The organism is Anaerotignum sp. MSJ-24, from assembly GCF_018918145.1.
Classification (GTDB): Bacteria; Bacillota; Clostridia; order Lachnospirales; family Anaerotignaceae; genus Metalachnospira.
In genome coordinates, this window is record NZ_JAHLPX010000004.1 from 123925 (window position 1) to 138678 (window position 14754).

Genomic DNA, 14754 nt, shown 5'->3' on the forward strand with positions numbered 1-14754 from the left:
GTGAAAACGGAATTAAATTACACTCAGCTCAATAACAGGGAAGATATAAATAAATTCAGCTTTAAAACCACTGATGATATTGAACCGTTTAAGGGCATAATCGGACAGGAAAGGGCTGTAAAGGCTTTTGAATTTGGCTTGAATGTAAAGATGAAGGGCTATAACATATATGTATCGGGTCCTTGCGGCTCGGGAAAAACAACCTATGCAAAGCTAAGTGCAAAGGAAAAGGCAAAAAACGAGGCAGTACCTTATGATTGGTGCTATGTATACAATTTTGATGATCCGAGAAGTCCGCTTTCACTCAGATTTGAGCCGGGAATAGGCAGACAGTTCAGAGATGATATGAACGAGCTTGTTTCCTTCTTTAAAACCGAGCTTACAAAGGCGTTTACTTCTGAGGATTACGACAAGGAAAAGAGCGATCTTTCACGTACATATGATGATAAAAGAGATGAGCTTATAAAAAAGCTTGATTCTGTTGCATCTGAAAACAGCTTTGCACTTAAAACCTCTAATTCGGGAATAATATTCCAGCCGATTATAGATAATGTGCTTATAACCGAGGAAAATTATGATTCTCTTGATGAAGACGTTAAAAACGGTATAAACGAAAGGCTTGAGTCCATGCAGGACGTTGTCAATTCGATTATGCGTGATATAAAGAATATTGATAAGGAATACCGTCAGAAGATGGATGATCTTGATTACAAAATAGGTATGTTTGCAATCGGTCATTATGTAAGTGCGTTGCAGGAAAAATATCAGTACAGTGAACGAGTTATAAAATATCTTGAATCTGTACAGGAGGATGTTCTTGAAAACATAGACCAGTTCTCTGAGCAGGAGCCGGATGAAGAGGATCCGGTTGCAGCTCTTCTGCCTAAGCTCGGCGGAACAAAAAACGATGATGCAACGCTTAAATACAGAGTAAATCTTATTGTTGATAATTCTAAAACCGAAGGTGCGCCCGTTATTGTTGATTATAACCCGACATATTATAACCTTGTCGGTGAGGTGGAATATGATAACGAATACGGAAACTTGACAACGGATTTTATGAAGATTAAGCCGGGACTTATGCACAGGGCAAACGGCGGCTATCTTATAATACAGGCACAGGATTTGCTGAGCAATGTACAGGCGTGGGAGGCTTTCAGACGTATAATAAAGACTAAAGAAATTACTATTGAAAACCTCAGAGATCAGGTTGGTGCGATTGCCGTAACAACGCTTAAGCCGGAGCCTATACCATCTGATGTAAAGGTTATTCTTGTCGGTGGAGCGTATTATTACGAGCTTCTCAGAGGCTATGATGAGGATTTCTCGAAGCTGTTCAAGATAAGAGCTGATTTTGATTATGAAATGGACAGAAATGATGAGAATATATTTAAGATTGCCGGCTTTATAAGCAAGTTCTGTGATAACGAAAAAACTCTTCCATTTGATTCCTCGGCTGTTGCATCAGTTATAGAATATTCGTCAAGATCGGTTGAAAGCCAGAAAAAACTTTCAACAAGGTTTAATCTTATTGCCGAAATACTTGCGGAATCGGCAACATGGGCACAGCTTGACAATGCTGAAATCGTTACTGCCGAATATGTTAAAAAGGCGGAAGAAGAAAAGGCATACAGATTGTCAATGTATCAGGAAAAAATGAATGAACTGCTTGATAACAACACTATTATGATAGCGACAGACGGATACTGTGTAGGAAAAATAAACGGCCTTGCAGTGCTTGATATGGGAGATTATTCTTTCGGAAGCCCTACAAGGATTACTGCAACAACATATATGGGCAAATCGGGAATAGTCAATATCGAAAAAGAGGCTGAAATGAGCGGCCCCACACATAATAAGGGTGTACAGATAATAACAGGCTATCTCGGAAGAATGTATGCACAGAAAATGCCGCTTTCGCTTAGCTGTCGAATTGCCTTTGAGCAGAATTATAACGGCATAGACGGTGACAGTGCATCAAGCACAGAGCTTTACTGTATATTATCAAGCCTTTCCGAGATACCTGTTAATCAGTCATTGGCTGTAACAGGTTCGGTAAACCAGTGCGGAGAGATACAGGCTATCGGTGGAGTTACTCATAAGATAGAAGGTTATTTTGATCTTTGCAGCAGAAGAGGACTTACTGGAAAACAGGGCGTTGTAATACCGGAGTCCAATGTAAACGATCTTGTGCTCAAGGACGATGTTATTGAGGCTGTTAAGAATGGAATGTTCCATATTTATTCAATATCGACCATTGACGAAGGTATTGAACTGCTTTTGGGAACGGAAGCCGGTATTATGGACGAAAACGGAGATTATCCTCCTGAATCGGTTCATGGCAAGGTAATGGCTAAGCTTAAAAAATTCAATGAATATAACGAAGATTAAATAAACAGAAAACCGATTTCAGATATTAAATGAAATCGGTTTTTTAGCATAACGAAAGGAGATTGGGATATGCTCGACGAATACAATACTATTCTGGATAGAGCTGAGGCTGAGCTCGTAGAAAAGAAATCAAGATTTATAGCAACGGTAAGCCCGGCAAAAACCGAGGAAGAGGCAAGAGCTTTTATTGCCGGAATGAAAAAGAAATACTGGGATGCAAGACATAATGTTTTTGCATATCAGATAGGCGAAAGAAACGAAATTCAACGCTCATCGGATGACGGCGAACCACAGGGGACGGCCGGCAAGCCTGTGCTTGATGTGCTTATTGGTGGAGATATAAAAAATACCGTAATAGTGGTTACAAGATATTTCGGCGGAATACTTCTCGGAACAGGCGGACTTGTGCGTGCATACGGAAAAAGTGCAAAACTCGGAATAGAGGCTGCCGGAGTTGCAAAAATAAAACACTATAAGGAATGCAGGGTCCTGACCGATTATACAACGGCAGGAAAAATTCAGTATGAAATAACAAACGGAGAGTATATACTGAAGGATACGCTGTACTCAGACAAGGTAGAATTTATTGTTATGCTTGATAAAGATAACGAAAATAATTTTATAAATGCGGTCAAAGAGCTGTCTATGGGCAAGGCAGAGATTGAAATTACGGAAGAAATTTACGGAGCATGGCTCAATAACAGAATGATTGTGATGTAATGACAATAGTAGTAAACAGATGTATGACGGCATACATAATTAAGCTGTTTTTTATGTAAAAAACAGCTGTTTTTACTGTAAAAGACATTGAGATAATGTTTATAAAAACTGTTTGTTTTAAATTTTGTTTTTTAGACACATTTTAATTATGTAACTACATAACAACAAATAATTTTATGAAAAAATTATAAAAAGCTTGACAAAAATAAGCTCCGATGGTATATTTTTAACATAAGTTATCCGTACGTGAATACATTATATATAAAAGAACATAAAAGCTGTATCGGCAAATACGGCATATCTGTTAAAGCCTATCGCAGAGATAGGAAGAAAAATGTGAGTTGTATGATGTGTGCTGATTACTTAGAGTATATTGGAGGGAGGCAGGATATTCGCATAAGTTTGTTTTGGTTTGGAGAAACCAATCGGAATTATAATTTCATATTTTAGGACGAAACAGTCAAAAGGGGAGGTTGTTTTATGTCAAGTTCAACAGCAAGCAAAGCCGGATGGGGTACAGCATTCAGCGTTGCATCAGTTTGGTTTGGTACACATGTAGGTGGAGGTTTCGCAACAGGAAACCAGGCAATTCAGTACTATGTTCAGTATGGTTGGATAGCATCTTTCCTTCCTATGGTAGCTATGGGTATTCTTGCACTTGTTCTTAAGGAACTTATGACAATGGCTATCACAAGAAAGATGTATACTTATAAAGAAGTATTTACAGAACTTTGGGCTCCTTATACAAAGCTTGAAATCAGTATGGAAATATTCAACTTCGTAATCATCCTTGCAGCCGTTGGTGGTGCTATCGCCGGTGCGGCTTCGTTGCTTACAAGTTATGGTATTCCTTACGGCGTATCAGTTTGTATCATCGGTGTAATCCTTGTATTCCTTGTAATCTTTGGTGTTCAGCTTATCGTTAAGGCTTCAGCCGTTATGTCGGTAGTTATCCTCGTTGCATCATTCACAATGTACTTCATAGCTATCCATAACCACACAGGAGAAATCGCTCAGGCATTCGCTACAAGCGATCCTAAGGTAGGTATCGGTATCTGGAAGACACTTGTTTACTCAGGTTTCCAGTGTGTTGCTGCTCCTTCAATGATCGCAGCATCATCAATCATCAATGTTAAGGGTGCTAAAAAAGCTTCATTACTTGGTTGGTTAATGAATGGTCTTGCTCTTTCAGTTTCATGTATCATGCTTCTCGGATATCATGCTGAAATTCCTGCAGACCAGATGACACTTCCTAATCTTTACATCTGTAGAACACTCGGAATCGGCGTTCTTTCAGTTTGCTACCAGGTTTCACTTTTCTTCGCATTTATTTCAACATGCGTTACAACAATATTCACAATGGTTCAGAAATACGAGAACAAAATATTTGCTAACTCTATTTCAAACTTAAAGATTAGACGTGTAATCGTTGCTGTTATCGTTATTATCGTTTGTATGTGTGTATCTATGATCGGTCTTACTAATATCATCAAGTATGCTTATGGCTACTGCGGATACTTAGGTCTTATCGCTATCACAATACCTGCATTAACAATCGGTCGTAAGAAAAACAAAGAATATATTGCAGCTCATCCTGAATCAGTTGAATAATCAGGACGGCAAAAATAAATTATTTAAACTATTATTTATTGACTCTATATGCGAAATATCTTAATATCTCCAGTCTATAATATGTAACATAGGTTACATCTCAGAGTAGGCAAACTCTGAAAGAGATCCCGGCTTTTTAAGCCGGGATTTTTTTAGGTGTCAGTTGACACCTAAGTCGAAATCTTGATTTCGACTTGATTAAATAGAGGCATAAACAAAAAGTTCCATCGGCTTAAAAAAGCCTTGAAACTATTGACCACGCAAGATAGCGTGGTGGCAAAGCCACTTTCGCCTGCGAAAGTCATGACCAAGCTGTTTTCCTCGATGGAAATGAATTCCGTCTATTGACCGCACAAGACAGTGCGGCGGCAGAGCCGCTTTTGCTTTAAAAAAGCAAAAGTCATGACAGGATGGATTCCACTTAGGAAACCACTGACTGTGCAAGATGGCACAGTTGCGAAGCAACTTTCGTTTACGAAAGTCATGACTATTGTTTCCCAAACTCTTCCGCTGTAAAATGATTTTGTCATAATCGAAATATATGCTATACTTTATTCAGGTGATTTTATGGGTAAAATTCTCGTTATAGCGGAAAAGCCTTCTGTTGCAAGAGATATTGCAAATGTGCTTGGATGCAATAATAAAGGCGAAGGCTTTTTGGAAAACGATAAATATATAGTAAGCTGGGCATTCGGACATCTGGTTACATTATGTGAGCCTGACGAATACGACAAAGCATTGAAAAGATGGTCAGCGGAAACACTTCCGATTATTCCTGAAAGCATGAAGCTGAAAGCAATAAGAGGAAACAAAAAGCAGCTTGATATTCTTAAAAAGCTTATGAATTCAAAAGGAACAGAGTTGCTTATATGTGCAACGGACAGCGGACGCGAAGGCGAACTTATTTTCAGATATATATATGAGTATAATAAATGCAAAAAGCCTTTTAAAAGACTGTGGATTTCGAGCATGACAGACCAGGCTATAAAAGAAGGCTTTGAAAGGCTCAAACCGGGAGCAGATTATGATATGCTCTATTCTTCGGCAAAATGCCGTTCGGAGGCAGACTGGCTTGTCGGTATGAACGCAACAAGAGCGTTTACTATAAAATACAATGCACTTTTGAGTATAGGAAGAGTACAGACACCGACATTGGCTATGATTGTGAAACGCCAGAAGGAAATAGACGAATTTGTTGTTTCGGAATATTACGAGGTCAATGCCGATTACGGAGACTTTAAAGGCATATGGACCGACAAAGACGGAAATACGAAATTCAAAACACTTGACGAGGCGAAGATTATATGCGATAAAGTAAACGGAAAAATCGCAGAGGTCAAAGAGGTAAATAAAACTGAAAATTCAACAAGACCGCCACAGCTTTATGACCTTACGGAGCTTCAAAGAGAGTGCAACAGAATGTACGGCTTTTCGGCACAGAAAACGCTTGATATTGCCCAAAGTCTGTATGAAAAAAGAAAAATGATAACCTATCCGAGAACTGACAGCAGGTATTTAAGCTCGGACATGGTTCCTAAAATAAAGGGTATAATGAAAAGGCTTGTCAATGCAGATATATTTGCAGGATATGCAAACAGTGTCATTGATATGGCAAAGCTGCCGATTACAAAAAGAATTGTTGATGATTCAAAGGTAAGTGACCATCACGCTATAATTCCTGCAGATAACAGTTACCGGAAGGACAGCCTTACAAATGATGAAAAGAAGGTTTTCGGGCTTATTGCAATAAGATTTATTGCTGTATTTTATCCTAATTACAGATATACATCAACAAAAATAACGGCGGTTTGTGAAAATGAAGGCTTTGTGTCAAAGGGAACAAGCGTAATAGATTACGGCTGGAAAAAGCTCTATAAAGAGGTTTATAAAAATAATAGAGAAAAGGAAGAATTTCTTCCCGATGTTAAAAAAGACGATTTGCTTAATATAATCAATGCAGAGGCGGTACGAAAGGAAACAAAACCGCCTGCGTTGTATAATGAGGCAACATTATTAACGGCCATGGAGAATGCCGGGAAAAATACCGATGATGAAGAGTTAAAAGAAAAGCTCAAGGAATTTGGCTTGGGAACTCCGGCAACAAGAGCGGCTATAATAGAAAGGCTTATAAAGGTTGGCTATATCCACAGAAAAGGTAAAAATCTTATGCCTGACGAAAAGGGTAAACAGCTTATAGCTGTTGTTCCGGAAGAAATAAAATCGCCAATAACAACAGGTAAATGGGAAAAAGGACTTGGTTCTATTGCTAAAGGCGATATGCAGCCGGAAAAATTTATGGGAAGTATCGATAGGTACGTAAGATTTCTTGTGGATTATGCACTTCATAGCTCGGCTGATATTCAATTTCCCGAAGAAAAAAGAAAGAAAAAGGCTGTCAGAGCAAAAAAGCTCGGTAAGTGTCCTTTGTGCGGTGCCGATGTATATGAAAACACAAAAGCATACTATTGTGGTGGTTGGAAGAATGATTGTAAATTTACAATATGGAAGAACAGCCTTGATAGATATGGAATAAAGATAGATTCAAAGCTTGTTTCCGAATTACTTAAAAACGGAAAGATTTCCGGAATTGATGTGGTAAAGGCACAGACCGGAGAAAAGTGTACGGCTGATTTGGTTTTTAATAAAGAAAAATCAATGATTGAAATAATGAATATGACAGTTGTAAAATAATAAAAATAATACTCAGCAATGCTTTTATGGCTGAGTATTATTTGCGTTAATCGGGATTTTCGTTTTCGTTATTTGTGTGAGGCATTGCGGCATAGCTTGCATCAAAGGTTATTACACAAAAATAGTTTTTATATTTGCTTTGAACAATGTTAGTTATTCTACGCTGTATTTCTGAAGGTGATGCAATCAGATTATACGGGATTACACAATCGAAAATAAGATTTGTATGTGTTGGACCGGGAATAACACGCAAGTCGTGAATGCTGAGTCCTGGATCGATTGTTTTAACCTGTTCGTTAAGCCAGCCTCGAAGATTGTTGACCATATCATCTTTTGTAACGATGGGGTCATAATGAATTATAAGATTGAGATTATCATGCTCAAGAAAATCATGTTCTATGTTGTCGAGTATGTCATGGCTTTTTAAAACATCGTCTTCTGCCGCCATTTCGACATGTACACTTGCAAATTGTCTTCCGGGACCGTAATCATGGATCATAAGGTCATGTGTTCCGAGAACACCGTCATAACTCATTATCTTTTTCTGTATATAGTTTACGAATTCCGGATCGGGAGCTTTTCCCAATAACGGACTGAGAGTATCTTTTATAAGACCTATTCCGCTGTAAAGTATGAACACAGCAACGGCAAGACCGATTATACCGTCCAGCTCTATACCGGAAAAATGAGATATTATTGATGCGATGAGAACGGCAAAGGTTGTAATAACGTCGTTTCTGCTGTCTGCGGCGGTAGCCTCAAGTGTTGTTGAATTTATTTTCTTTCCGAGCGATTTGTTGAAAAAAGCCATCCATAGCTTAACTAATATCGAAACAATAAGAATTATAACGACAATAATATTAAAGCTGACCTCTGAAGGGTGAATAATTTTTTCGATGCTTGTTTTGAAAAGTTCAAAACCGATTATAATAATAAGAACGGCAACGGTAAGGCCGGAAAGATATTCAAAGCGTGCATGACCGTATGGATGTTCTTTATCTGCCGGTTTTTCTGCCATTTTGAATCCTATAAGACTTATTACGCTTGATGCGGCATCGGAAAGGTTGTTTACGGCGTCGGCTGTTATAGATACACTGTGTGTAATTGTGCCTATAAACGCTTTCAGGGCAAACAGCAGCATATTGCAAAATATTCCGACCTTGCCGGAGAACTTTCCGTATGATGAACGTACGGAGGGTTCGCTTACGTTTTCATAATCTTTTATAAACAGTTTAACCAATAGATTTGTCATGAAATTACCTCCGTTTTAGATGTTATAAGAAATCATTCCTTGAAGTATATCATATAATTGAGAAAATCAAAACATATTTTTATATTAATATATGAGATTGATTAATTTTTGTTGTTTCGTTATAATTAAATATATATTTTTCGGAGGTGAATTGATATGCTTCAGATTTTACTTACAGAGGATAATACAGGCGTAAATGTCAGCGGTACATATGAAGACTTATTTGCGTTAAGAGAGGCTGTCAGCGATTTAATTGGCGATAAAAAGGATTATGAAGGATATGAATATGTGAATAATGTTATACAGAAATTTGCATATGAGCTTATTCACGCATACAGAGCCGAAAGAGAAAGCTTTATGACAAATTGCGATACACCGAGCTATAAATTTCCTATGCTTCTGCCGGAAATAATTTTTGTTGCCTGTGCGTTAAACGATTATATCATAATGGCAGAAGACGGAGACTTTTATATATATAATTCAAAATCGGTAACTCCGGCTATACGCCAGAAGATAGAAGAAAAATATTATATTGAAAAGGCTTATATAAACTTTTTCCAGTCTGCCGTATGGAATGCTGTTAAAGAGCTTATCGGAAGCGAAAAGTTTGATGAAATACAGCCGTTACGTGATTTTAATGCCATTTGTGCAAACGGAACGACAAGATACAGAGATTATTGCAGTGACTGGATAGATATTCTTAATATAAGGTACATAAATTGCGAATCCGGAAGAGATGATTATATTATTGAAATAATAGAGAAGCTTGCAGAACGTGATGATGAATATATGTCGAAGGAAAAAGCAATGAAGGAGCATATCAAGGACGGCAATATATCATTATATATGAATCTTCTTGATGAGCTTAATTATCCCGATGAATGGGATTGGTAACAAGTATTGAAATAAGCAAAACCAAATGATTTTTATTTCGGCAAAAACTACCTGTATTATTAAATTTTCTGCGTGTAATAATACTATCGTAACATAAAGTTACAAATAAAAATCGAAACAAAATCAGGAGGTTGATTATATGGCATCAGGTAAAAGTTCAAACCGAGCTGAAGTACCCGAAGCAAGAGAAGCACTTGACCAGTTTAAATATGAGGTTGCACAGGAGCTTAACATTCCTTTAAAGCGTGGCTATAACGGAGATCTTACATCTGCCCAGAACGGTTATGTAGGCGGATATATGGTTAAAAAGATGATTGAAGAACAGGAAAGACAGATGTCAGGCAGAAGATAAGCCTGCACTGTGGATTATTGGGACAGCCTTAACAGGCTGTCCTTTTTATCTGTGCATAAGTTTATATTTTTAAAGACCTTCTGTGGATTTCTTAATTAAATTGTAAATCTTATGAGGTTGCAATGTATATTCTTTTGGTTTATAATAAATTAATTAGTATAGTGGAATAAGTATGTGGTTTTATAAATATAAAGCTATGAAAGATGGTAGATTAAATATGGAAAATATTGATGAAACCTTTATTGTAATAATGTTGAAGGACAAAGAAACAGGCTTCCTTGAAAAAGAGCTCGGCAGCTATGCCGTTGATGACAAGGACGGTCTGATTTATAACACCTATGCTGTTGAGGAGGACGGAAAGCTGAATGTTTATGTCAGACTTACATGCGGCAGAGATGTTGAGGACTGGGAATATGACGCTGTTTTTGATTATTATGATCCCCAGACTGTTATGGAAGTGGCTGATTCCGTTGAAGAGGAGGACGGAGAATATAATCCTATGTGGATTGTAAAATTCCCGTTTGATGAAGATACTGATGTTATGGAAGAAAAAATGGAAAGGCTTCTTGCATTACATAAAAAGGAGTTGGACTCGGTTTATGAAACGATTGCAGACAAAAAGGACGAATACAGTGAAGATTAAAAACACAATGCTTAAGTCCTTTGTGGTTGTATGTACTGCCGGTTTGATGATTACGGGCTGTAACAAAACAGAGGAACCCGATAAAAACGATAATTCTGTTATAGAAGATAAAAAAGACGAAGAAAACGGTGAAAACATAGAAAATAATGAAAACGTTAACAACGGCGAGAATACAAATGGCGAAGAAAATGGCAAAAACACAGAAAATCTGCCTGACGACAAAATCGATGTTGAGGTGACTGTTCCGGAAAAGCCTATAACCAATCCGAACTATAATAAACCCTCTACAAAATCACAAACACCGTCAAAGGACAGTGAGCTTTCTTCATACTGGATCAAGCTTGAAAACTGTGCAAAGGCCGGACAGAATTATTACAGCGAATATTACACAAAGACAAGAGTAATAACAAAAGACGGATATTTATATAATTATGCGGCGAGCACGCTTATAAACGTAAGCTATCTTGCAAATGACGGAATGCTGGATTCTAAATATGCAACGTCCGATGTTTCTCTTCTGCTTATGTATGGAAGAGATGTTGCATCATACGGCGGAAGCAACATACATATTGTTTCGTCTGACAAAAATGAATTTACAGTGTTTGCTTTGATGAAGCACCCTACCGAGAATAAATATATTTTTACATCTGCCAACGGTTCTTATGGAACAATAACCGATACTGCGCATTCATCACTTATGAACCATTATTCGATGAACAACGGAACTGTTCAGAGATTGACTCCGTCAAACAATGAATATGACAGAATACTCAGCTGTATTAGAATGTATGAAAGTAAATATGAACAGTATTTTGTAAGAAGTATTACTACAGATGATAAATATGCGTTTGTTGTTTTGAGCGGACGAGCCAATGCGGCAACAATAAGAGAATATATCCTTAAATATGATAACGGTATATGGGAGGTTGTTATGGACAACCTTGAGCTTGAAAGCCGTCTGCCTGTTGTTGTTAATAAGGAATTGCCGGATTTCAATGTAAAGCTGCTGCCTAAATATTCACTTAAGGATTATAAGGGTTCTATGCTTAACGATTATACAGGCGTTATGGACGCACTTACAAAGGCAGGCTTATATGCAAAGGACGATACATTCTATTATTTCTGCGGAACAACCGATTACTGTTATATGATTACTGACAGCGGTAAGAGATTTTTATGCAGAAAGAACGGCTCAACATGGGACTGCTATAAGGTTCTGGATTATTATGATGCACTCTCGAGATTGCAGAACATGACAAATAATCCTCCTACATTTATACTGCTTGATTTGGAGTAACAGGTTATGAAATATTTTGTTAAAAACAATGATATAGTGCTTTATGAATACGACAGTTTTGTAATATCTCAGACACTTGAATGCGGACAGTGCTTCAGATTTAATTGCATAGGACCAGAAAATTATGTTGTTGTCGCTTTCGGAAAAGTACTCAATATTTATCAGATTGGCGACTCGATTATATTCAGCAATACGACTGATGACGATTTCAAAAATATATGGTGCAGGTATTTTGATTTTGACAGGAATTATTCGGAAATAAAGAAAAGCATTTCCGAAAATGACGAAATACTTACCAAAGCGGTTGAATATGCACCGGGAATAAGAATATTAAATCAAGAAAGATTTGAATGTCTTATTTCGTTTATAATTTCGCAGAATAACAGAATTCCTATGATCAAAAAGGTCATTGAAAACATAAGCAGAAAATACGGAAAGTACATAGATACATTTGAAGATGTGGAATATTATGCTTTTCCTACACCGGAAGAGCTTGCGCAGGCTGATGAAGCCGGCCTTATGGAATGCAAAACCGGTTTCCGTGCTAAGTATATAATTGATGCGGTTTTGAGAGTTTTAAAAGGCGAAATAAAGCTTGATGCAGATGATATGTCTACCGATGAACTCAGAAATATGCTTATGACAATAAAGGGTGTAGGCCCTAAGGTTGCAGACTGCACAATGATGTTTTCTTTCGGCAGATGCGAAACATTCCCGACAGATGTATGGGTTAAACGTATTATGAGCGAGCTTTATTTTGGCGGAAGAGAAGCCAGTGTAAAAGAAATACATCAGAAGGCTGATGAGTGCTTTGGCGAATATGCCGGATATGCACAGCAGTATTTATTCAATTATGCAAGACAATTTAAAATCGGAGCTTAAATATTATCCGGTGTTGGGGTTTTCCGATGCCGGATTTTTTAGTAAAAAGACATTGGGGCTTTGCCACAAACCACACAAAACTTTAATCATTCAGAACTTTGCTTTGCAAAGCGGCTATGCCGCCGCATCTATCTTCAGAACTTTGCTTCGCAAAGCGGTCTGCGACCGCCGCATCTTTCTTTGCGGTTCACTGGTCAAAGCATTTTGCTACGCAAAACGGTCTATTGTCAAAATTTTGCTACGCAAAACCGCCTATTCAGAACTTTGCTTCGCAAAGTGGTCTTCGACCACCGCATTTATCTTTGCGGTTCATAAGCGTCAGCGGTCTTCGCTGTTTTTGACCGCCCCGTTTTCTTCGGGGTGCATACTTTGCGGTTCATTGTTTTGATTTAAACTTCAATAAACTGCATTTTTTAAACGTAGTTTTGAAGAAAGATTATAATTAATCCCAAAAATCATTTTTAAATGATTTTTAATAAGGTTTAGGTAAACCCTTTTTAAAGGGTTTCAGGGTATGGGACAAAGTCCCATGGTTTTTAAAATGTATAATTTACGGAGGATGCTTATGGGGACGGAGTATTTTAACGGCGAGGAATTAAAGGAACTTCTGAATTACTATTATGGCAATATTTTTGTTGTGGACGGAAAAGGAAAAATTATTTATGCCAATGCAAGTGCGGCAGAATCCGTAGGCTCAACCATTGATGATATTACAGGCAAAAACTGCCAGGAGATGGAAATGGAAGGCTATTATGATAAAAGTGTGGCACTTGATGCAATACGTAAGAAAAAAAGAGTGCTTTCCGTATATAAAACAAGAATAGGCCTTAATGTGGTCTGCTCTGCAAATCCCATACTTGACGAATGCGGTAATGTGACCAGAGTTGTTGTATTCAGCCAGGATGAAGCTCTTATGCGAGAAATAATGAATGATGTTGAAGAGGAACGCAAGAAAAACATAAGTATTCAGCAGACATTATCTTATATACAGGAAAAAATGGCTTGTCAGAATATAGTGTCTTCAAGCCCGGAAATGGAAAGGCTTTTTAAAATGCTGTTGAATGTAGCAAGAACCGATACAACCGTAACAATATATGGTGAAAGCGGAACCGGTAAAGAGGTTTTAGCTAATTTTGTTCACCAGAACAGCATGAGAAGCAATAAGCCGTTTATACCGATTAACTGTGCGGCTATACCGGCAGAGCTTATGGAGGCTGAGTTCTTTGGCTATGAAAAAGGCTCGTTCACAGGTGCAAACAGGGAAGGAAAGGCCGGTCTGTTTGAAATGGCAGACCACGGAACAATATTCCTTGATGAACTTGGAGAAATGCCGTTGTCGCTCCAGTCAAAGCTTTTACGTGTTCTCGAAAGCGGAGAGGTAAAAAGAATAGGCAGCAGCAAAACAATAAAGACCGATGTAAGAATAATTGCGGCAACAAACAGAAATCTTACTAAAATGGTTGACGAAAAGACCTTTAGAGAGGATTTGTATTACAGACTTAACGTAATTCCTGTCAATATACCGCCGTTAAGGGAAAGACCGGAGGATATTGAGGCGTTGAGTGAGCATTTTCTCAATGAATTTAACCGTAAGTATGGTCGCAATGTGGAAATATCCGAGGAGGTTTTAAATAAATTTAAAAAATATTCATGGCCTGGCAATATAAGGGAGCTGAAAAACGAGATAGAAAGATATGTTGTTACCGAAGGTCAGGTAAGCTCGGTTCTAAATGACAATATAAGACATAGTATGACCGATGTTAATATAAAATTTACAAATAGTAATATTTCAAAAAATATTACGGTGAAAAATATACCACTTAAAGAGGTTATGGACAGATACGAGATAGAGTATATCAGACACGTCATCGACGACTGTGAAGGAGTGATGACGGAAGCCGCCAAAAGGCTTGGTATACACCGTTCGGCATTGTATAAAAAAATTGATAAATTCAAGGAGAAATATGACATAAAATTATAAAAGATTAATTTGATTAATGAAAAACGTATAGATTTTTGAT

Annotated in this window: 12 protein-coding genes; 11 read left to right on the top strand and 1 reads right to left on the bottom strand. The window is 37.7% G+C overall.

The window, feature by feature from the left end; all coding sequences use genetic code 11:
- From KQI66_RS03825 to KQI66_RS03840, 4 genes are all read left to right on the top strand, one after another.
- Positions 1-2391 carry a Lon protease family protein gene (locus KQI66_RS03825; protein WP_330655002.1) on the top strand — a complete coding sequence of 797 codons (2391 nt, stop codon included), beginning with the start codon at positions 1-3 and terminating at the stop codon, positions 2389-2391.
- A 69-nt stretch (positions 2392-2460) separates the two neighbouring features.
- Positions 2461-3111, top strand: coding sequence for a YigZ family protein (locus tag KQI66_RS03830; protein ID WP_216427352.1), 651 nt, complete (start codon positions 2461-2463; stop codon positions 3109-3111).
- 480 nt (positions 3112-3591) lie between these two features.
- On the top strand, positions 3592-4722 hold the full coding sequence (locus KQI66_RS03835) for a hypothetical protein (protein ID WP_216427353.1): 1131 nt from the start codon (positions 3592-3594) through the stop codon (positions 4720-4722).
- Positions 4723-5289: 567 nt separating this feature from the next.
- A complete protein-coding gene (locus KQI66_RS03840) occupies positions 5290-7413 on the top strand; it encodes a DNA topoisomerase 3 (RefSeq protein WP_216427354.1) in 2124 nt (707 codons plus the stop codon).
- A 46-nt stretch (positions 7414-7459) separates the two neighbouring features.
- On the opposite strand, the gene KQI66_RS03845 is transcribed toward KQI66_RS03840, so the two are convergent.
- Positions 7460-8665, bottom strand: a complete 1206-nt coding sequence (locus KQI66_RS03845; protein WP_216427355.1) for a cation diffusion facilitator family transporter — start codon at positions 8663-8665, stop codon at positions 7460-7462.
- Between the two features lie 156 nt (positions 8666-8821).
- Here KQI66_RS03845 and KQI66_RS03850 point away from each other — a divergent pair, with 156 nt between their 5' ends.
- The 7 genes from KQI66_RS03850 to KQI66_RS03880 all read left to right on the top strand — a co-directional run bounded on the left by KQI66_RS03850 (position 8822) and on the right by KQI66_RS03880 (position 14714).
- Positions 8822-9559 carry a DUF6904 family protein gene (locus KQI66_RS03850; protein ID WP_216427356.1) on the top strand — a complete coding sequence of 246 codons (738 nt, stop codon included), beginning with the start codon at positions 8822-8824 and terminating at the stop codon, positions 9557-9559.
- Positions 9560-9698: 139 nt separating this feature from the next.
- Positions 9699-9911: an alpha/beta-type small acid-soluble spore protein gene (locus KQI66_RS03855; protein WP_216427357.1), complete on the top strand. Its 213-nt coding sequence runs from the start codon at positions 9699-9701 to the stop codon at positions 9909-9911.
- 196 nt (positions 9912-10107) lie between these two features.
- Positions 10108-10554: a DUF6762 family protein gene (locus tag KQI66_RS03860; protein ID WP_216427358.1), complete on the top strand. Its 447-nt coding sequence runs from the start codon at positions 10108-10110 to the stop codon at positions 10552-10554.
- Positions 10544-11851: a hypothetical protein gene (locus KQI66_RS03865; RefSeq protein ID WP_216427359.1), complete on the top strand. Its 1308-nt coding sequence runs from the start codon at positions 10544-10546 to the stop codon at positions 11849-11851. The genes KQI66_RS03860 and KQI66_RS03865 overlap by 11 nt, the downstream gene beginning before the upstream one ends.
- Positions 11852-11857: 6 nt before the next feature.
- Positions 11858-12733, top strand: a complete 876-nt coding sequence (locus KQI66_RS03870) for a DNA-3-methyladenine glycosylase family protein (RefSeq protein WP_216427360.1) — start codon at positions 11858-11860, stop codon at positions 12731-12733.
- Positions 12705-13121 (top strand): hypothetical protein, encoded by a 417-nt coding sequence (locus KQI66_RS03875; protein WP_216427361.1) that lies wholly within the window; start codon positions 12705-12707, stop codon positions 13119-13121. The genes KQI66_RS03870 and KQI66_RS03875 overlap by 29 nt, the downstream gene beginning before the upstream one ends.
- A gap of 177 nt (positions 13122-13298) precedes the next feature.
- On the top strand, positions 13299-14714 hold the full coding sequence (locus tag KQI66_RS03880) for a sigma-54 interaction domain-containing protein (protein ID WP_216427362.1): 1416 nt from the start codon (positions 13299-13301) through the stop codon (positions 14712-14714).
- Positions 14715-14754: the final 40 nt, after the last annotated feature.